19 protein-coding genes are annotated in these 19,855 nt (G+C 62.0%); 16 read left to right on the top strand and 3 right to left on the bottom strand.

Going from position 1 to position 19,855, the window contains the following annotated elements:
- The first annotated feature begins 82 nt into the window (after nucleotides 1-82).
- Together C3Z11_RS02240 and C3Z11_RS02235 are read left to right on the top strand one after the other, a co-directional pair.
- Nucleotides 83-979, top strand: coding sequence for a hypothetical protein (locus C3Z11_RS02240; protein ID WP_106475901.1), 897 nt, complete (start codon nucleotides 83-85; stop codon nucleotides 977-979).
- 190 nt (nucleotides 980-1,169) lie between these two features.
- On the top strand, nucleotides 1,170-1,889 hold the full coding sequence (locus C3Z11_RS02235; RefSeq protein WP_262927184.1) for an SIR2 family NAD-dependent protein deacylase: 720 nt from the start codon (nucleotides 1,170-1,172) through the stop codon (nucleotides 1,887-1,889).
- Between the two features lie 71 nt (nucleotides 1,890-1,960).
- Here the strand turns inward: C3Z11_RS02235 and C3Z11_RS02230 are convergent, their stop codons facing one another.
- Nucleotides 1,961-2,743 carry a GntR family transcriptional regulator gene (locus tag C3Z11_RS02230; protein ID WP_106475900.1) on the bottom strand — a complete coding sequence of 261 codons (783 nt, stop codon included), beginning with the start codon at nucleotides 2,741-2,743 and terminating at the stop codon, nucleotides 1,961-1,963.
- Between the two features lie 138 nt (nucleotides 2,744-2,881).
- Nucleotides 2,882-4,315, bottom strand: a complete 1,434-nt coding sequence (locus C3Z11_RS02225; protein ID WP_262927183.1) for an ammonium transporter — start codon at nucleotides 4,313-4,315, stop codon at nucleotides 2,882-2,884.
- Nucleotides 4,316-4,725: 410 nt separating this feature from the next.
- Between C3Z11_RS02225 and C3Z11_RS02220 the strand changes: the two genes are divergently transcribed.
- The 14 genes from C3Z11_RS02220 to C3Z11_RS02155 all read left to right on the top strand — a co-directional run bounded on the left by C3Z11_RS02220 (nucleotide 4,726) and on the right by C3Z11_RS02155 (nucleotide 19,150).
- The gene (locus C3Z11_RS02220; protein WP_106475899.1) at nucleotides 4,726-6,600 is read left to right on the top strand and encodes a PEP-utilizing enzyme; all 1,875 of its coding nucleotides are present in this window, start codon (nucleotides 4,726-4,728) and stop codon (nucleotides 6,598-6,600) included.
- On the top strand, nucleotides 6,597-7,694 hold the full coding sequence (locus C3Z11_RS02215; protein WP_106475898.1) for a PEP/pyruvate-binding domain-containing protein: 1,098 nt from the start codon (nucleotides 6,597-6,599) through the stop codon (nucleotides 7,692-7,694). The genes C3Z11_RS02220 and C3Z11_RS02215 overlap by 4 nt, the downstream gene beginning before the upstream one ends.
- Nucleotides 7,691-8,599 (top strand): FAD binding domain-containing protein, encoded by a 909-nt coding sequence (locus tag C3Z11_RS02210; RefSeq protein WP_106475897.1) that lies wholly within the window; start codon nucleotides 7,691-7,693, stop codon nucleotides 8,597-8,599. Before C3Z11_RS02215 ends, C3Z11_RS02210 begins: the two co-directional genes overlap by 4 nt.
- Nucleotides 8,596-9,237, top strand: a complete 642-nt coding sequence (locus C3Z11_RS02205) for a CoxG family protein (RefSeq protein WP_106475896.1) — start codon at nucleotides 8,596-8,598, stop codon at nucleotides 9,235-9,237. Before C3Z11_RS02210 ends, C3Z11_RS02205 begins: the two co-directional genes overlap by 4 nt.
- An 11-nt stretch (nucleotides 9,238-9,248) precedes the next feature.
- Nucleotides 9,249-9,758 carry a (2Fe-2S)-binding protein gene (locus C3Z11_RS02200; RefSeq protein ID WP_106475895.1) on the top strand — a complete coding sequence of 170 codons (510 nt, stop codon included), beginning with the start codon at nucleotides 9,249-9,251 and terminating at the stop codon, nucleotides 9,756-9,758.
- On the top strand, nucleotides 9,755-12,175 hold the full coding sequence (locus C3Z11_RS02195; protein WP_106475894.1) for a xanthine dehydrogenase family protein molybdopterin-binding subunit: 2,421 nt from the start codon (nucleotides 9,755-9,757) through the stop codon (nucleotides 12,173-12,175). Before C3Z11_RS02200 ends, C3Z11_RS02195 begins: the two co-directional genes overlap by 4 nt.
- A complete protein-coding gene (locus C3Z11_RS02190; protein ID WP_106475893.1) occupies nucleotides 12,172-12,852 on the top strand; it encodes a hypothetical protein in 681 nt (226 codons plus the stop codon). Before C3Z11_RS02195 ends, C3Z11_RS02190 begins: the two co-directional genes overlap by 4 nt.
- A complete protein-coding gene (locus C3Z11_RS02185; RefSeq protein ID WP_106475892.1) occupies nucleotides 12,849-13,667 on the top strand; it encodes an alpha/beta fold hydrolase in 819 nt (272 codons plus the stop codon). Before C3Z11_RS02190 ends, C3Z11_RS02185 begins: the two co-directional genes overlap by 4 nt.
- Before the next feature lie 12 nt (nucleotides 13,668-13,679).
- The gene (locus tag C3Z11_RS02180; RefSeq protein ID WP_106475891.1) at nucleotides 13,680-14,435 is read left to right on the top strand and encodes a maleate cis-trans isomerase family protein; all 756 of its coding nucleotides are present in this window, start codon (nucleotides 13,680-13,682) and stop codon (nucleotides 14,433-14,435) included.
- A 76-nt stretch (nucleotides 14,436-14,511) separates the two neighbouring features.
- Nucleotides 14,512-15,543, top strand: a complete 1,032-nt coding sequence (locus tag C3Z11_RS02175) for a M29 family metallopeptidase (protein WP_106475890.1) — start codon at nucleotides 14,512-14,514, stop codon at nucleotides 15,541-15,543.
- A 58-nt stretch (nucleotides 15,544-15,601) separates the two neighbouring features.
- Nucleotides 15,602-16,267, top strand: a complete 666-nt coding sequence (locus C3Z11_RS02170; RefSeq protein ID WP_106475889.1) for an isochorismatase family protein — start codon at nucleotides 15,602-15,604, stop codon at nucleotides 16,265-16,267.
- Between the two features lie 703 nt (nucleotides 16,268-16,970).
- Complete coding sequence (locus C3Z11_RS02165; RefSeq protein WP_106475888.1) at nucleotides 16,971-17,909, top strand: bile acid:sodium symporter family protein; 939 nt, start codon at nucleotides 16,971-16,973, stop codon at nucleotides 17,907-17,909.
- Nucleotides 17,910-17,923: 14 nt separating this feature from the next.
- Nucleotides 17,924-18,637, top strand: coding sequence for a tRNA-uridine aminocarboxypropyltransferase (locus C3Z11_RS02160; protein WP_106475887.1), 714 nt, complete (start codon nucleotides 17,924-17,926; stop codon nucleotides 18,635-18,637).
- Between the two features lie 222 nt (nucleotides 18,638-18,859).
- Nucleotides 18,860-19,150, top strand: a complete 291-nt coding sequence (locus tag C3Z11_RS02155) for a putative quinol monooxygenase (RefSeq protein WP_106475886.1) — start codon at nucleotides 18,860-18,862, stop codon at nucleotides 19,148-19,150.
- A 71-nt stretch (nucleotides 19,151-19,221) separates the two neighbouring features.
- Here C3Z11_RS02155 and C3Z11_RS02150 read toward each other — a convergent pair whose 3' ends face one another.
- The gene (locus tag C3Z11_RS02150; protein WP_106475885.1) at nucleotides 19,222-19,734 is read right to left on the bottom strand and encodes a ferritin-like domain-containing protein; all 513 of its coding nucleotides are present in this window, start codon (nucleotides 19,732-19,734) and stop codon (nucleotides 19,222-19,224) included.
- Nucleotides 19,735-19,855 lie beyond the last annotated feature (121 nt).

Raw genomic sequence — 19,855 nt, 5'->3', positions numbered from 1 at the left:
TCTGACAGAAGAGATGAGTGGAGGTTCGGCAGGGCGCTACTATGACACCTTATTACTTGAAATGTTCTACTGGGATACTTGAATGGCAACTATTGCGGTAATTACCGGATTGCTTGGCGCGCTATGCCAGGCCATGTACTACTACATGGCCGCGCATGTCAGGCTTAAACATGGCCTTTCATCACGGGCCATGCTGGTATTCAGCCACATCTTGATGGGCTTGGCCTCCTTTGTCGGATTGATCCTGCTGTGGACACCCGACGCTGCACCGTTGATGGATTTCATCGGGCCGCTCAGCGCCGCAACCGGCTTCTATCTGCTCGGGCAGGCCGCCTTGTTTGCAGCATTGCGGCGTGATGTCGCCTCACGCGTTTCGCCATTGCTCGGCCTCAAGGTGGTATCACTGGCATTGATTACGACATTTTTTGCCAGTGAGGTATTAAGTACGTTGCAGTGGCTGGCAGTAGCAGCCTGTGGTGGCGGTGCTGTGGCCATGAGTCTGGCCGGCGGCATGCTGCGTCCCAAAGCGCTGGGATGGCTAGTACTGGCTGTTCTTGGCTATTCTGGTGCGGACCTGGGGGTCGTTGGCCTGACACGAAATCTCGGTGTTCCTGGAATGCATGGTGTCCTGCTGGCCGTCTGTATTGTCTATTTTACCAATGGTTTGATTGTTCTGCCGGTCGGGGCCAGTCTAAAAAAGAGCGCCTGGAAAAAGGTGCTGGCGACCTGGCCGCTGGCGGTCACCTGGTTTGGCTCGATGATGCTGCTGTTTGTGACCTTTGCACAGCTGGGGGCAGTTCATGCCAATATCCTGCAGTCAGCGCGTGGGGTGCTCTCAATTGCTGTCGCGGTCGTGGCGACCCGTCTGGGGCTTGGGCTCACCGATACGCTGCAACGCGGCAAGCTGTTCTATCAGCGTTTGGTATGTGCGCTAGTGATGACGATCGCGATTATTGTGTTTCAGTTGGGGGGAGCGTGACGCCAAACATTCATTAAAGAGAATGTGTCGTCATCAGCTTCTTTTGATAAGATTTTGTCAATTTACCGACATGATCGGGTGCTGATGGATCTTGCTTCAGGCAAGCGTATGCATTCAGCGGTCGTTGCGATGGTTCTGAATATCGGTTTCGAGTCGAAACGGCGTCTTTCAATTGAGCAGGATAAAAAATATGCCGCATTTGGTAGTGCTTTCCGGCGCGGGGATTAGTGCCGAGAGTGGCATCCGTACGTTTCGAGACGGTAACGGGCTATGGGAAGAGTATCATATTGAAGAGGTCGCGACGCCTAGCGGATGGGAGCGTCATCCCGAGGTAGTGCTGCGCTTTTATAATGAACGCCGCAAACAGGTGAGGGAAACTAGCCCCAACGCCGCTCACGAGGCGCTCGTTGATCTTGAAAACAGCGGCTTTCGTGTCAGTATCCTGACTCAGAATATCGATGATCTGCATGAGCGTGCTGGGTCGAGCGATGTAATTCATCTACATGGCGAGATAATGAAAGCGCGCTCCAGCATCAATCCCCGCCTGGTGTATCGCCTTGAGGGCAATGATATTGCTATAGGCGATTTATGCGACCAAGGGAGCCAACTGCGTCCTCATGTTGTCTGGTTCGGTGAGGATGTGCCCCTTTACGCCACGGCATGCGATATCATCGCTTCGGCTGACATGGTGCTGGTAGTTGGCACATCTCTGGCGGTGATGCCTGCCGCGGCACTGATCAATGAAGCGCCACTGGATGCGCCGTGCATTCTTGTCGATCCTAACGCTGAGCAGCTTGCTGCCAAGGGCGTTATTCCTCTCGCTACAAGTGCCACCGAGGGGGTGTCGCGTCTTGTCAGCCACTGGCGGGAAACGAAGAGACTGACCGTACCCGATGAATTGATACGCTGAAGTAGCCTTCTGTTATCGCAATTTGCTTTCCTTGCCAGTGCCAGTTGCGTCTGATCAAGCCCACGCCTGCATTAGGTGTTGGACTGCTCGACAATTTTATCGTCGAATGGTGACGTTTTCTGTGGCTGGGCAGTCTCATTCATAGGGGGAACTGCTTTAGCTAAGCGCTGAAGTGCCAGTTCGCTGGACTGGGTCACATGCTCGGCCATCAGCGTGCCGGCCGCCTCGGCATTGCCGGCCTCTATCGCCTTGAAAATGGCGCGGTGACGACGATAGACCTGCTTCGCATAGGTGGTGCTATAGGTGTAGCGCGAGCGCAGCGTGAAGGTGACGGCCAGTACCTGATGGGCAATGGTTAGCAGCATCTGGCTGCCAGCGGCAGCGGCGATCGCTTCGTGGAAAGCAAGATCGGCCTGGGCCTGCTCCATGGGGGTGGCGCGACTATCGAGCTGGCGATGAACGGCCAGCGTCTCGGCGATTGCGTCGAGCTGGGCTTGGTTGTGATGCTGGGCTGCACAGCGAGCCGCGTGCGACTCCAGTAAGCGACGGAGTGAGTAAATCTGCTCGATATCGCCGGTAGTAAAGGGCGTGACATAAGCGCCGCGGTTATGACTTAGCGTCACCAACCCTTCACCCTGAAGAATAAACAGAGCCTCACGAACGGGCGTACGACTAATCTGCAACTCAGCGGCGAGATTTCGCTCTCGTATTGGCTCCCCAGGCAGAATGTCCCCGGCGAGAATGGCTCTGCGAATCACGTGCGCAACGCCTTCACTTCGACGTGAGGAGATGGAACGGCTACTCAGTCCCTGGTCGAATTCGCTGATCAGCTTCTTCAATTTACTGTATGGCATCAGTGTTGAGCTGGCTTAATGTTTCTAAAGTATAAGCGTAGCATTCTCATAATAACTGAGCATGATACGACGGCCCCTGATGACAGTGATGTCACCAGGGGCCGTCATGTTAGGTCGGGTTGAGGCAATGCCTTTTTATTAGCTTACTACACCCGCCTGTGTACCGTCACGCCCAGCCGTGCCTGTGGTCATCGCTATAGTACTCGCTATTTCTCGAACACTGTCGTCAGCGAGATCGTCACCGCAGTTCGCCACGCCCCAGTGTGCGGCATCGAGGCCAATCATCTCCGTTTCAGGCGATACCCGCAGCTGACCCAGCTTTTCGAGAATGAGGCAGAGGATGAGCGCCGGAATGCCCGCCACCGCCATGGTGGCAGCGATGCCAGCCAGCTGCCACCACGGTGTGATCTGGGCGTGGCCCAGCGCGTACTCGCCGCTAAGACCGGGATAGCCACCGGTCGGTGTGCCCCAGTGCAAAAAGCCGACCAGCAGCGCACCGACGACACCGGGGCCGAGCGCCAGCGGCACGACCTTCTGCTCATCGATGCCGAGGCGATAGACCAGCTTGGCGGTAGTGAGCGCGACCAGCGGACCGAGCGTGCCGAATGCCATCGCCTGCAGCGGCGTGCCGATGTCGAACAGGGTGCCGCTCATCACCGCGCCGGCGATCGGACCGAGGAAGACCCAGCGTGGCTCGCGATGCATGTAGCCGATGATTGCCCCGACGAGACCGCCGCTGAGCAGAGCGGCGAACATGTTGATCAGGATCAGGCCGAGCCCGGTCTGGGTGAAGGAGATACCGTAGACGCCCTTATCGGGAATGATGAAGGTTGAGCCGACAGCGATGAACGGCAGCGCGAACATGATGAACATCACGCCGGCGGCGACGAAGCCGTAATTGCTGGGGATGGGGCTGAGCCCGGCGGGATCCTGGCCGAAGGCGCCGCGCCGTGGCCCCAAGCGCCAGGCGAGTACCAGTGACCAGGTGCCGGAGAAAATGTAGAGCGGAAAGACACCTTCGAAGTCATGGACGCCACTGTTGGTCAACGGTGATAGCGGCCCCCAGCACAGGTAGCCGACTAACGGTGAGAGTAGCGCGCCGATGATGAATGCCATGATATAGAGCGCCTTGGCTTTGATGCGCTCGATCGCGCTGCTGTGGATCAGTGCCATGGTCGCCATCGTGAATGTCACGAAGAAGACCAGAAAGACCTGCAGAACATCCGCCTCGGGGACTACGGCCGGATCGAGCAGCATCGCCGGCGTGCTGGCCGCCGGGCCGCCGATCCACCATGCCTGGAGCGCACTGTAGAGCGCGTTCGGCACATCGAAGGCCTGGTTAAACTGCCATTCCCACAGCCCATAGCCAAATAGCATAGTGCCGAAACCACCGACCATCGCCGCCGTCAGCTTCTGTACCCAGGTATCGAGCACGTTGCGCGCCCGCACCAGTCCCATGTCGATGAAGCCTAGTCCCAGCACCACCAGCAGCACGCTGAGCGCTCCGACCATATAGATGAACGTCAGCAGGATATAGTCGGTCGATATTTGTTCTTGGAATATTTCCATCATGGCTCCTCCTAGTAGAGCACACCGTGCGCCAGCCCCGGCGGGGCCTGAGCGCGATCATCTGGTTGTTGTTGTTCACGCCGTGCGATCTTTCGCTCCCGCACTTCCTGTGCCGCACTGCCGGTAGGGCAGCCAGCGGTTGAGCGGGTAATCGAAACGATGGTATACCATCGTATGTAGACTATGCGTCTCCCCCGGGTTGCGCAACGAAAAAAATGGTATACCATCTATGGTGGCGGTAGATGGCGAGTGACCTCTACGAAACGCCTGGTTGAGATTGGTGTAAGGAGAGGCCACATGCTGTGCACAGCGCAGTAGTGCCTGCCGATGCCGGCGTGAAGGCATCGGAACAATAAGCATAACGATAAGCGATACCCAGATACCTATAAGCACAACGATAAAGAGGAAAGACCATGCAACAGACCGCACTCGAGCAGGTTCCTCCGCTGCAGTCTCCTTCGAAGGCCCGCTTCACGAGCCCGTTCGATGTCGCCACGCCCGAAGGCGCCGAAGGCTGGGAGGAGCTCTATCCCTACTACGCGCTGTTAAGTCCAGAGCGCCTTGAGATGGAAGACGAGAAGCTATGGTTCTTCGACGGTATGCACAGCCCGGCGCCGCTCTATCCCTTCGACACCATCATGACCGAAAACTGGTGGGTAGCAGCCAGCCAAATGTCGAACAAGGTCTGGCCGATTCCACTGGCGCGCGGCATCGACCACCGCATCATCAACGGTTATCTCTACATCAGCCCCAACGCCGTCACCGACCCGGATGAAGTCGCCAAGCGCGCCGAGCACTTCAACGCTCGCGCCGGCCACTACTACGAGAACTGGGACACCATCTATGAGGAGTGGGTGACCAAGGCGCGGGACTGCATCGAGCGCCTCAAGGCGATCGAGTTCAAGCCGCTGCCGGAGCTGGTGCCGGAGGAACAAGTCTTCAGCCATCGTGGCCTCTACTCCTCCCACGACCTGCTCACCGCCTACAACACCCTGATCCAGAACATGCTGGAGATGGGCTCCTACCACTTCGAGATGCTCAATCTCGGCTACGGCGCCTATCTTACCTTCCGTGAATTCTGCCAGGAGGCCTTCCCCGGCATCAGCGACCAGACCATCACCCACATGGTCTCCGGCATCGACATTCTGCTGTTCCGTCCCGACGACGAGGTGCGCGGCCTGGCTGAGCTGGCTGTGGAGCTGGGCCTCGACGAGGTAGTGCTCATCAATGAGGTTCCCGAGGCGATGCTCGACGCCATCAAGGCCGCGCCCAACGGCGACAAGTGGCTGGCCGCCTATGAAGAAGCCCGCGACCCTTGGTTCTGGTTCTCCACCGGCGTGGGCTATACCCACGAGGATCCGGTGTGGATGAACGACCCGCGCCTGCCGTTCTCGGCGCTGCGCGGCTACATCAAGGCGCTGAAGAGCGGCGAGGATATCCGCCGCCCGCTGGACGAAATCCTCGAAAAGCGCACCCGCGTCACCGCCGAATATCGCGAGCTGTTGCCCACCGACGCCGATCGCGAAGCCTTCGACGGCCTGGTCGAGCTGGCGCGCAAGGTCTATCCCTTCGTCGAGGACCATAACTTCTACGTCGAGCACTGGCACCACTCGCTGTTCTGGGAGAAGGTCCGTGAGCTGGGCGATGTATTCGTTGCACACAACTTCTTCGACGACCGCGAGGATGTCTTCTATCTCCATCGCCACGAGATCTACGACGCCCTCTACGACGTGCTGATCGGCTGGGCGGTGGGCACGCCGCCGCGCGGCGAAGTCTACTGGCGGCCTCTGATTGCCCGCCGCAAGCAGATTCGCGATACCCTGTGCCGCTGGTCACCGCCGCCCGCCCTGGGCGTGCCGCCGGAGAGCATTACCGAGCCGCTGACCATCATGCTGTGGGGCATCACGCCAGAGACTATCGATGAGTGGCTGGGGGTCGATGCTACGGCGGACGGCGAGTTGCGCGGCGTAGCCGCCTCGCCGGGCAAAGTGACCGGACGCGCCCGGGTGATTACCGACTTCGCCCAGCTCTACGACATTGAGGACGACGAGATTCTGGTCTGCCGCATCACCGCGCCGAGTTGGGCGCCGGTGTTCCAGCGCGTGGCCGCGGCGGTTTCCGATGTCGGCGGCATGATGGCTCACACTGCGATCATCTCGCGTGAGTACGGCCTGCCCGCCGTGGTCGGCACCGGCTTCGCCACCACTAGCATCACCACCGGCGACCTGATCGAGGTCGATGGCAACGAAGGCATCGTACGCGTACTCGACAAGGAGACACAACAATGACTCAGGCTCCCTACATTCTGTGGCTCGATGACGCCTCGGCTCCCGGCAACGCTCTGCTCGGCGGCAAGTTCGCCAGCCTGGCGCATTCCACCGCCGCCGGCCTGGCGGTGCCGCCGGGCTTTGGCGTCACCACCGCAGCCTATCGCCACTTCATGGCCGCCACCGGGCTGGCCGAGGAGGCGGCACGCATTCGTGCCCGGGCGCCACACATGGTGCTCAACGAGATCAAGGGCGAGACCGTCAAATTGGTCGAGGGCATCAAGACGGCCCCGCTGTCGACCGAACTCGAAGCGCAGATCCGCGAGAGCTACGCAGCGCTTGAGAAGCGCACCGGCGTCAGCGAGACGCCAGTGGCAGTGCGCTCCAGCGGTGAATCGGAAGACCTGGAAGGCGCCAGCTTCGCTGGCCAGTACGAAACTTATCTGTGGATCTGCGGTGTCGATGCGGTAATCCGCCATATCCGTGCCTGTTGGGCCGGGATGTTCGGCGACGCCGTGCTCTCCTACCGGGTGGATGGCGCGAACGCCGTGGCGGCGGGGGACTTCGGCATGTGCGTCGGCATCCAGCAGATGGTCCAGGCCCGCGCCGCCGGGGTGATGTTCACCCTCAACCCGCTCAACGGCGACCGTTCAAAGATCGTGATGGAAGCCTGCTGGGGGCTCGGCGAGGGTGTCGTCAAGGGCGACATCACCCCCGCCCAGTTCACCGTCGACAAAGTGACCCTGGAGATCCTCGACCGCAAGACGGTAGCGCAGACCGAAACGTACTGCTTCGACGCCGCGGCGGGAGAGGTGGCTCTGATGCCGATGGAGGGCGAGCGCTGCCAGACACCTTGCCTCAGCGACGAGCAGGTACTCGAACTGGCGAAGCTCGCCAAGCAGATCGAGCGCCAGCGCGGCGCGCCCCAGGATATCGAGTGGGCGGTCAGTGAGCGTGGCGAGGTGCGAGTGCTTCAGGTGCGCCCCGAGACGGTGTGGAGTCGCCGCGAGACCAAGAGTCTGGTGGATGCGGAACAGTCGCCGGTCAACCGCGTACTGGCCCGCTTCGCCGGGGTGAAGGTCGCGGCGAAAGCGGCCCAGGGAGAGTCACGGTGAAAGCGGCGGATTTTCTCTATCACCGTGCCGGCTCGGTGGCCGAGGCGGTGACGCTGCTCGATGAATACGCCGGCGAGGCGCGCCTGCTCGCCGGGGGCCAGAGCCTGATGCCGATGCTCAACATGCGGCTATGGCGACTGGGCGCGTTGATCGACGTCAACCAGGTGCCGGGGCTCGATGGCATCGAGGCCGAAGGTGAAGGCGATCTCGAAGAAACCAGGATCGGCGCGCTGACTCGCTATGTCAGTCTGGAACGTTCCGAGGTGGTGGCGAGCCGCCTGCCGCTACTCGCCGAGATGGTGCGCCATATCGGCGACCGCCAGGTGCGCAATCGCGGCACCCTCGGCGGCAGCCTGGTGCAGGGCGACCCCACCGCCGAGATGCCGCTGGGCTGCCTGGTGCTCGGTGCCCGGGTGCGGGTGGAGAGCGGCAGGGGGAGCCGGGAAATTGCCATGGGCGAGTTCTACGACGGCTCCTACGCCGCCGCCCTGGAATTCGACGAGATGGTGACCGAAATCCGCTTTCCGCGTCATCCCAGCCACTTCGCCTTCAGCGAGCTGACCCGTCGTCACGGTGACTTCTGCGTGCTTTCGGTGGCGGTCACCGGCGAATGCGATAGCGACGGTTGCTGGCACGATCTGCGCATCGGCCTGGGCGGCGTCAGCGACATGCCGGTGCCGGCCGAGGCGGCGAGCGCGCGCCTTTCCGGCACCCGGCTTACGGATGACGATATCCGCGAGGCCGCCGCCCTGACCGTGGAGGACATCGACCCGCCCAGCGACATGCGCGCCACGGCGGAGTACCGGACGCACCTCGTTCCCGTCCACGTGCGGCGGGCGCTGCAGCAGCTGCGCGCGCGGGCGTCTGCTACCGAGCTCCTCACCAGAACAAGGGAAAACAGATGAAATTCGAACAGCAGTTCCAGGTCGCCGAGCCCATCGGCAAGGTCTGGGCGTTCTTCGAGCAGTTCGAGCAGGTGGCGCAGTGCATTCCCGGCGTCAAGCGGGCCGAACAGCTCGACGACGACAACGTGGCGGTCACCGTCACCCAGAAGCTGGGGCCGATGTCCGCCACCTTCGAGGCGCGGGTGCACATCATCGAGCGCGTGGCTTTTGAGCGCATCGGCTTCACCTCCACCGGCAAGGCGGTGAAGGGCGCCATCGGCAACTTCCGCGCTGCCAACAGCGTGGAGCTGCGCGAGGAAGCAGGCCATACCCACGTCACCGTCAGCGGCGAGGTGGCGCTGGGCGGGGCCCTGGGCAGCGTGGGCCAGAAAGTGATCACCCGGCAGGCCGAGAAGGTAACGATGGAGTTCACCCGCAATCTCGAGCGGGCGCTCTCCGGCGAGGAAAGCGACGCGCCCACCGCGCCCGCTGCCGCTGCTGTCGCCAACCGTCGTCCGGCGGCCAAGACATCGACGGCTGTGGGGGCCGCGAGCGCCACGCCGGCGGCGGTGTCCGGCGAGTTCTGGCCGAGGCTCTCGGCGGTGTTTAGTGCAGCGGCGTTGGTGGTGAGCCTGCTGGTGCTGTGGCAGGTGAGCTGAGGAGACATGTGATGACACTTAACGAGAACGAGATCACCCTCACGCTTAACGGCGAGAGCGTGCGGGCCTGGGCGCCGAGCCGGATGCACGCGGCGGACTTCCTGCGCCAGCGGCTGGGGCGCACCGGCACCCATGTCGGCTGCGAGCAGGGCGTATGCGGCATGTGCACCGTCATGGTCGACGGCCAGGCGGTCAAGTCGTGTCTGATGCTCGCCGCCCAGCTCGACGGCGCCGAGGTGCGCACCGTGGAGTCGCTGGCCGAGGAGAACGGCGACCTCAACGCCTTGCAGCAGGCGTTCAAGCGCCACCACGGCTTGCAGTGCGGCTTCTGCACACCAGGCTTCCTGATGCTGGCCACCAGCCTCGCGGCGCGCGGCGAGCCGATGAGCCGCGAGCAGATCCGTGACGAGATCAGCGGCGTGCTGTGCCGCTGTACCGGCTACGAGGGCATCGTGCGCGCGGTGGAAGAGTATCTGCAGCTGCAACAAAACGAAGGGCAGGTGGTGGAGGTCGAGGCATGAACGAGTTCGTGGAAGCTCCGGCCGCACCGAAGGAGACAACCCGGCAGGAGGAGAGCCTCAAGCACCGCCTGATCGGCACCAGCGTGCCGCGCACCGAGGATGAGCGGCTGCTGCGCGGCGATGGTCGCTTCACTGACGACGTGCAGTTCGCCCATCAGCTCGAAATGGCGGTGGGACGCTGTCCTTTTCCTCACGCCCGCATTCTCTCCATCGATGTCTCCCGGGCACTGGAATTGGAGGGCGTCAAGCATGTTCTCACCGGCGAGCAGGTGCGTGAGCAGAGCGCGCCGCTTACCGTGCTGCGTCCGGTACCCGGTGCGCCGCAGCTACCCTATTACGCGCTGGCCCAGGATAAGGCGACCTACGAGGGCCAGCCGGTGGTGAGCGTGGTGGCAGTAAGCCGCGCCCTGGCCGAGGATGCTATCGAACTGATCGAGATCGAATACGAGCCGCTGCCCCACGTCAGCGACGCCATCGCGGCGCTGGAAGAGGGCGCGCCGCTGCTGCATCCGCAGTCGCTGGCCTCGAACCTGCTGGCCTCGAACGGTGACCGCGCCGGCGAGCCGGAGGCACGCATCGAGGCGGCCGACGTAGTGCTCCGCAGCCGGATGCGCATCGGCCGGGTCACACCGCTGCCGATGGAGACGCGCGGCGTGGTGGCGGTGTGGCGTCCCGGCGCGCGGGAGCTCTCGATCCATACCTCTACCCAAGTGCCGCATCTGGTGCGCAAGCAGCTCGCCGAGTCGCTGCGTATCGGCGAGGAGTGCATCCGCGTCTCGGCCTCGGATGTCGGTGGCGGCTTCGGCATGAAGCTCGGCGTCTATCCCGAGGATGTGCTGGCGAGCCTGCACGCCATGGCGCTGCGTCGCCCGGTCAAGTGGATCGAGGATCGCATGGAGCACTTCCGCGCCAGCACCCACGGCCGCGAGTCGATCCACGACTACTGCCTGGCGGCGGATGCCGAGGGCCGCTTCGTGGCGATGACCAACACCTACACCACCGACATCGGGGGCTGGAACTCGCCGTTCGGCTCGTCGCAGCTCTCCAGCGTCATCTTCACCGGCCCCTACCGGGTGGCGGACGCCGCCGTGGAGCGCCGCGTGGCGATGACCAACAAGACCCCGGTAGGCGCCTATCGCGGCTACGGCCAGCCGGAGGTCAATTTTGCCCTGGAGGTGCTGGTGGACCGCCTGGCGCGCAAGCTCGGCAAGGATCCTCTGGCGCTGCGCGAGCTGAACATGCTGCGCCCGGAGGATCTGCCGTGGACGGTGCCCAGCGGTGCCGTCTACGACAGTGGCGACTATCTCCGTACGCTGCGCATGGCCGCCGAGGCGGTGGACTACGCCGCGCATCGTGCCAGCCCCCGCGTGCCGCGCCCCGACGGGCGTATCCTCGGCATCGGGCTCTCCTCTTTCGTCGAGCGCACCGGCTACGCCAGTGCGCGCTTTCTCGCCAATCGCGGCTCGAAGTTCGGTGCCCACGAGAGCGTGACGCTGCGCGCCAACCGCTCCGGCACCATCGACCTCTATACCGGCGTCTCTTCCATCGGCCAGAGCAGTGAGACCGCCTTCGCGCAGATCTGCGCCGAGGTGCTGGGGGTGGACTTCGACGCCGTGCGGGTGCATAGCGGCGATACCGCCAGCTCGCCGCTCAACACCGGTGCCTTCGCCTCGCGCACTCTGATCGCCGCCGCCGGCGCTCTGCGCGAGGCGGCGCTGCCCTTCCGCGACAAGACGCTGCGCCTCGGCGCTTGGGCGCTGGGCATCGCTCCCGAGGAGGCGGTGATCGAGGGCTACGAGGTGCGCCACCGCGATGATGCCGACAAGCGCGTACCGCTTTCCGATGTCTTCAGCCGCGCGATTCTCGGCCAGGGCATTCCCCACGACGAGACGCCGGGGCTGGAAACCACCGCCCACTTCGAGCCGCCCAGCGCTGCCTTCTCCTTCGGCACCGCGGCGGCGGTGGTGGCGGTGGACCCGGAAACGGGCGAGTTCAGCGTCGAGCGCTTCGTGATGGTTCACGACTGCGGCGTGGCAGTGAATCCGATGATCGTCGAAGGCCAGGTGCGCGGCGCCCTGGTGCAGGGGCTGGGCGCGGCGCTGGGCGAGGAGTTGCGCTACGACGCTGTCACCGGCCAGCTACTCAGCGGCTCGATGCTCGACTACGCCGTGCCCCGCGCCGCCGACGTGCCGCCGATCGAGCTTCTGCACACCGAGGTGCCCTCGCCGGTAACCACCTTTGGCGTGCGCGGCGTGGGCGAGGTGGGCACCATTCCGCCCGGCGCGGCCATTGCCAATGCCCTCTGCGATGCGCTGGCCGATTACGGCGTCGAGTTCTCAGCGTTGCCGATCACCCCTGAGAGCGTGTGGCGTGCTCTGCAAGCCGCCCGTGAAAGCACACAAGGAGCCGCCGCATGAATTTCTGCACGCCCGGCCGCTACTTTGACTCGAACTTCACCGCCTTGGAGCAGGATGCGATGGAGTGGCTCGATGGCTTCTACCAGCTCGAACACCTACTCAATACCCGCAGCTGGGTGGTCGCGCTGTGCGCGGGGCAGGCCAGCGAGGCACTCAGGTTCGCGGCGCTGAGCCACGACGCCGAGCGCTTCTTCCCGGGCGGGCCCACCGGCACGCCGACCAACGGCTTCGACGATCCTGATTACCTCTTTGCCCACTCGACCCGCTCCGCCGACATCGTCGAAGAGTGGATGCGCGGGCAGGGCGCGGAGGCGACGCTGTGCCGCCAGGTGCGGCGGCTGATTCTACGCCACGAGATCGGCGGCGGTTGGGAGGCGGACATCCTTCAGGCCGCCGATGCACTCTCCTTTCTTGAGGTATTCGACTGGCTGGCGGTGGAGTGGGTGCAGCGCGGTATCTACACCATCGAGGGGGCGAAGGAGAAGCTGTGCTGGAGCATGGAGCGCATCCGCCCGCCGCTGGCGCTGCACCGGGCGCTGCCGCTGTTCGAGGCGGCCACCCGCGCCCTCGACGCCGCCTTCGACACGCGCTTCGACTTCGCCACGCGGCGCGAGCAGGCCGCCAGCCTCGCGTTTCTCACCCAAGCCACACAAGAGACCAAACAAGGACAACGATGACCACGACATACCTCTACGGCGCCAACGTTCACGCGGGCGGCATCCGCCAGCACTATCTACGCTACGGCGGCGATGCGGCTTCCACCGGCCAGCCGCTGGTGCTGATTCCCGGCATCACCAGCCCGGCGATCACCTGGGGCTTCGTCGCCGAGCGCCTGGGCCAGCACTTTGACACCTACGTGCTCGACGTGCGCGGCCGTGGGCTCTCCTCGACGGGGCCGGAGCTCGCCTACGACACCGACACCTGCGCCGACGACGTGATCGCCTTCATCGATGCGCTGGGGCTCGAGAACGTGATCCTCGCCGGCCACTCGATGGGGGCGCGCTTCGCCCTGCGCGCCATGAGCCGTGGCACCAAGAACGTGGAAAAGCTGGTGCTGATCGACCCGCCGGTCTCCGGCCCGGGGCGGCGCGCGTACCCCAGCAAGCTGCCCTGGTACGTCGATTCGATCCGCGCCTGCACGCGCGGCGCGGATATCGACACCATGCGCGACTATTGCCCGACCTGGAGCGAGGCGCAGCTGCGCCTGCGCGCCGAATGGCTGCACACCTGCTTCGAGCCGGCCATCGTCCAGGCCTTTGAGGAGTTCCACAGCGTGGATGTCCATCAGGACCTCCCCCGGCTGAGCGTGCCCACGCTGCTGATGTGCGCCGGCCGAGGCGGGGTGATCCAGGCCGAGGACCAGGAAGAGATCCGCGGCCTGCTGCCGTCGATTCGCATCACCACCGCCGCCAACGCGGGCCACATGATCCCCTGGGACGACTTCGAGGGCTTCTTCGCCGCCTTCGAGGACTTCCTGGGACCCAAGCTCTAAGGAGAGCGCGCCATGACTCGCAACTACCGCATCGGCCAGATCGTGCCCAGCTCCAACATCACCATGGAGACCGAGATTCCCGCCATGCTCACCGCACGGCAGCTGATCCGCCCCGAGGAACGTTTTACCTTCCACTCCAGTCGCATGCGCATGAAGACGGTGAGCAAGGATGAGCTGGCGGCGATGGACGCCGAGTCCGACCGCTGCGCGCTGGAGCTCTCCGACGCCGCCGTGGATGTGATGGGCTACGCCTGCCTGGTGGCGATCATGTCGATGGGACCGGGCTATCACCGCGAGTCGCAGCAGCGTCTGCGCTCGCGCACGGAAGAGAATGGCCACGACACGCCGGTGGTGACCAGCGCCGGCGCCCTGGTCGATGCCCTCGGCGTGATGAAGGCCCGGCGCGTGGTGGTGGTGGCGCCCTACATGAAGCCGCTCACTGAGCTGGTGGTGGACTACATCCGTCAGGAAGGCGTCGAGGTGGTCGACTACCGTGCCCTGGAGATTCCCAACAATCTCGACGTGGCGCGCCACGACCCGGCCAACCTGCCGGAGATCGTCGCCGGGCTCGACTACAGCGGCGTCGACGCCATCGTGCTCTCCGCCTGCGTGCAGATGCCGTCGCTGGCCGCGGTGCCCAAGGTCGAGGCGCTGACCGGCAAGCCGGTGGTCACCGCCGCCATCGCCACCACCTACGCGATGCTCAAGGCGCTTAATCTCGACCCCGTGGTGCCCGGCGCCGGCGCGCTGCTCTCCGGCGCCTACTGAGATCACATCATGCCGATTGGCAACAAGGCTTACGGAAAACCGGCGGTACTTGACCAAGAACAATGAGGAACAACTGATGGATCAAGCAAGCTTTACCGAGATCTGCCTGCATCAATTGAAAATGTCCGGCGTACACGAAGGCGAGAAGCTCGTAGTGCTGACACAGGGCAACGAGCGCCTCGATTACGCCGATGCCTTCATGGCGGCGGGCCAACGCCTGGGCGCCAATATGTACCACATGCGTCTGCCCGCGCCGCTGCCTACGGGCGGATGGAACGTCGGTGTCACTGGGCTGGCGGCGCTGCCCGAGGCGGTCGAGGCGCTGAAGCAGTGCGACATGCTGATCGACTGCATCTTCCTGCTGTTCTCGCCGGAGCAGTTCGCGATTCAGGAGGCGGGCACGCGGATTCTGACCGCGGTGGAACCGCCCGAACTGCTGGCCCGCATGCTGCCGTATCCCGAGCTGCGCGAGAAGGTCGAGATCGCCGCCGAGCTGCTGTCGAACGCCAAGACCATGCGGATCACGTCGCCGCACGGCACGGACGTGACCTATAAGCTCAATACCTATCCCACCGTTGCCGAATACGCCTGTACTGATACCCCCGGGCGCTGGGACCACTGGCCCTCGGGCTTCGTCTTCACCGGCGGCGACGATGATGGCGTGGACGGCCAGATCGTCGTGGCACCGGGCGATATCCTGCTGCCGCAGAACATGTACGTGCGCGATCCGATCACCTACACCATCGAAAAGGGCTGGATTACCGATATCCGCGGTGGCCTCGATGCCGAGCTGGTGAAATCCTACATGGCGGCCTTCAACGACCCGCGCGGCATGGGCATGAGCCATGTCGGCTGGGGCATGAATCCGCAGGCCAAGTGGCACGGCATGACACCCGGTGCGTTCCCCGGAGGCATGGGTATGGAGCCGCGCAGTTACTATGGCAACGTGATGTTCTCGACCGGGCCGAACAACGAACTCGGCGGCCCGAACGACACGGCCTGCCACCTCGATATTCCGATGCGCAACTGCTCGCTATTTCTCGATGACGAGCCGATCGTGATCGACGGCGACATCGTGGTGAAAGAGATCCAGATGGAACGTGCGTGAATGAAACGTGGTTGATCCGCAGCCCCAACAGGGGCTGCCTTTTTATAGGAAAACAACAATGTCACAACAAGTTGTCTATGATCAGGCGGGGTTCGGCCGCGCGGTGCCACGTGGCCGTCGTCCCGCTATCGTCGTGGTCGATTTCAGCTACGGGTTCACCGATACCCAATATCTCACCGCGGCCGACATGCGCATGCAGATCGCGGCGACTCGGCGTTTGACCGACGCTGCCCGTTCGGCGGGCTTCCCGGTGATCTATACCACTATCGCCTACCATCCTGGCGAGGTGGATATGCTGCCATGGCTGAAAAAGGCGAGTGGGATGGCGGCTCTGCTGGAAGGGTCTCGTCTGGTCGAAATCGACGCGGCAACCGGCATTCAGCCGGGCGATGCGGTCGTTACCAAGAAGGGCGCCTCGGCGTTTTTCGGCACCTCGCTGGCAGCAATGCTGAGCGGGGCCAAGGTCGATACCTTGATCGTGACCGGCGCCACCACGTCGGGCTGCGTGCGCGCCACCGTGGTCGATGCGGTGCAATCCGGCTTCAACGTTCTGGTAGCGCGCGACTGCTGCGCCGATCGGGCCACGCCGCCGCACGAGGCCAACCTTTATGACATGCACCAGAAATATGCTGATGTAACGGATGCCGATGAGCTTCTTGCGTGGCTGCGCTCGCTTGCCGCCCCATCCGCGTCAGCCGGGGGCAGCGGGGAGGGCGCGGCGTGAGCTACTTTCCCCGATGGCCGCTCGCCCGCACAGGTGGCATTCGCGCTGCATCTCATCCTGGCACACCGGGGTATGCGCTTGACGATATCTGACGTGGCTACCTCGATGCATTAATCCGCAAGAACGATTTCTTTGCCGGGCTATCTGAGAGGGCAGGTGCCGCGCCGGTAGCCAAAAGCCGACCGAGGAGTTCAGCGCTTCGGACGGCTCTCCTCGCAACTGGCTGCCTTTATGGCACTATCTTGATGTGCTGTCGGCTGAAGACTGAGGTTCAAGGTGGTACTTGAGGGTACCGTCACGGTTCTTTATTGCTGAATCCTATCGTGAGTAAAGTAGCAGCGTCGGCATTTGCACTCGGTGAATAGCTTGCTCGCTGCATGACAGCGCTGCGCAACTATTCAGCGGCGCAGAGGTATTCCGGTTGTTGTCCGGGCTAAGAAACATTGTATAAATGCCTGCGCGAGCGAATCACGGCGTTGCGTGGTGCTCACAGGCTCGCTTAACCCCTATTATGTCGCACCTTCTGTGCTCCTTGCGCCTCACTCTGCTCGGCGTTTTATTCAGCGCTAGCCTAATGGCCAATGCATGGTATCGCTAAAATGATATGATCGGCACGCAGCTGCTATCGCCGGTTTCAGGCGATGTTAAAAAAGTCATTTCTCATTATAAGCAATAACGCCGACTCACAACCTGGACGCATGAAATGTTCGAATCATTCAATCGTCTTTTTCCTGTATGGGCGATCCTGTTCGCCTTGCTGGCCGCTTTTCTGCCAGCCCCCTTTGTCGAACTCAAGAGCCTGATTCAACCCTTGCTGGCCTTGATCATGTTTGTGATGGGATTAACGCTCTCCTTGAGTGATTTCGCCACTGTGCTGCGCGCACCGAAGGCGATCGGCATCGGCGTTGTTCTGCAGTACGCATTGATGCCGTTGGCCGCGCTGATCATTTCTCATCTACTTGATCTATCGCCGGAGCTGACCATCGGTATGGTGCTGGTCGGGGCGACCTCGGGCGGCACAGCGTCGAACGTTATCACCTGGCTGGCGGGGGGCAATGTAGCACTGTCGGTGAGCATGACGATGGTATCCACGCTGCTTTCCGTAGTCATGACGCCATTTCTGGTCTGGGCCTACATGGGCACCTCGATTGAAGTGCCGGTGGCTGGAATGCTGATGAGCATTGCCCAACTGGTCATTGCACCGATTGTGCTCGGAACGCTCGTGCATCAGTTTGCCAGTCGTACGCTTGCACGCATCGAGCCGGCGCTGGCTTCAATTGCGATGGTCGCGATCGTGGTAATTATTGCCATTGTCGTTGCGCTGAATGCAGGGCGTCTGGCGAGCCTTGGCCCGATCGTGGCGCTGGCGGTTATTGCTCATAATGGCGTAGGCCTCATTGGCGGCTATAGCCTGGCGCGAGTGCTCGGCATGGACCCTCGTGACAGCCGCACCATTGCTATCGAAGTCGGCATGCAGAATTCAGGATTGGCGGCATCGCTTGCCAGTCAGTTCTTTACTGCAGGGGCGGCACTACCGGGTGCGCTGTTCTCGGTCTGGCACAATATCTCCGGCTCGCTGCTTGCCGGTTACTGGAAGCGCCGCGCACTGCCTGCGGCAGCTACCACCGAAGGCCAACACTGAGTAATGCTATTATCATGACGCAATCGCTTCGTCCTGCTGAGATCCCACCGCGCCGTCCGTTCAAATCGCGTGGCAGCTTTGTCATTCGCTGCGAGGGCTGCCGCCTGCCGGCGTTGAACTGTATCTGTCCCTATCAGGTGCAGGCCAAAAGCCGCGCTCGTTTCTGGCTGATCACCCACTCACTTGAGCATCACAAGCCGACCAATACCGGTCGGCTCATTGGCGACTGCCTACCGTATACCGAGGTGTTCAGCTGGGCGCGTACCGAGCCTGACCCGCGACTACTCGAACATCTCAAGGACGAGCGATTTCAGCCGTTTCTGATCTTTCCCGACGATCAGCCCGATTACGCCGAGCGTGTAGTGAACTTCGAAGATGCCTCGTGCTCGGCGCGTATTCCCGTGTTCGTGATTCTTGACGGCACCTGGCGTCAGGCGCGCAGGATGTTCCGTCAGAGCCCTTATTTGGCCACGTTGCCTATCCTGCCGCTGCATACCGATCGGCTGACACGCTATACCCTGCGCAAGCCGGCTTCGCCCAGTCATCTGTGTACGGCCGAAGTAGCCGTCGAGCTGCTGCGCCTGGCGCGTGAAACGCAGGCAGCAAACGTGCTCGACGACTATTTCATGGCATTCAATGACAGCTATGCGGCCAGCCGTGTGCACCGCAAACTTGAAGAAGAGAGCCCAGCGATGCAGCGCCTGCGTCAACTCAAGCGCGAGTCTTGAGCTAGGGATAATGAAATGAGCCTACGTATGGATGTCAGTTGACCAGCCTGTTCGCCGTGCTGACGCGCGGTTTCCGACAGCCACTGCCTGAGCTCAGCTTCGAGGGAGCCTGATCGAAAGGTTTCGTCGATACGGCAGGCCAACTACAGTGGAAGAGGCGAAGGGTGCGGACGCGTTCCGCGTCCAAAAAGGATTTATCGGATTTTCATCAAGGAGAATGCCATGAGCGCGATTAACATTGTGGCGACTATCGTCGCCAAACCGGGCCAGCAGGATGCGGTTGAGAAGGCATTAAAGCAGGTCGTCGAACCATCACGCGGCGATGATGGGTGCGAACGCTATGAGTTGCACCGTGACCGTAATGATGAGCACTGCTTTTATATGGTCGAGCGCTGGCGTGATGTCGAGTCGCTGGATGCCCATGAGCAGCAGGATCATTTCCGTACGCTGGTTGATGCGCTTGATGAGGCGATTGATCGCATGGATGTAGTAAAGCTGGAACAGCTTCTGTAAAGCAAAAAATCCGCTTGCACGGTAAACGTGCAAGCGGATGATCTTACCTTGAAAGGCGATTACAACGAAGCTTAACGTTTAGCGGTTGCGCCTTCGGTTTCATCACGCTGCAGATACTTCATGGTCGTTTCAGGCAGATTATCTTCCAGCCATTTCGCCATAGCTTCTTCCTGCTTGAGGATAGCTTCACAGGTCTGCTTGATTTCCGGCTCTCCAGCATATTCCGCTGCGCCAATCAGGGAGCGATAGGACGCCATCTCGAAATGCTCAAACGCATAGCTAGCAATCCCACCTTTAAGCACTTCGTCGGTAGTGAACATGCCACCCATGCCCTGCATCATGGCCATCATTTTGCCACCCGTATCTTTCACACCTGATGGGCTGCCACCAAGTTTAGAGATACAGCCTTCAACCAGATCAGCCTGATGCTGCGTTTCTTCAATGTGCTGCTCGATCCGTGCCTTCAGCTCAGGATAATTCTCAAGACGACCCGCTTGAGCCTTGAGCATCTGTTCTGCCTGCTGCTCCATACCATGTGCATCACGCAGCCAATCCAGTAGATGTTCATGTGCCTTCGATGCCATTGTTGACCTCCTTTTCATACCGCTGACGTTCAAAGACTGTCCTAGATGCATTTGTTCATAACGAACATGGACAGAATTATCGCTTCCAAGCTCGTGATCCTGTGTGCAGGATCAACGTTCT

The sequence above is a fragment of the Phytohalomonas tamaricis genome, from assembly GCF_003012345.1.
Taxonomy (GTDB): Bacteria; Pseudomonadota; Gammaproteobacteria; order Pseudomonadales; family Halomonadaceae; genus Phytohalomonas; species Phytohalomonas tamaricis.
Note: the sequence above shows the minus strand (reverse complement) of the source record. Positions and strands in the feature narration are given on the sequence as shown.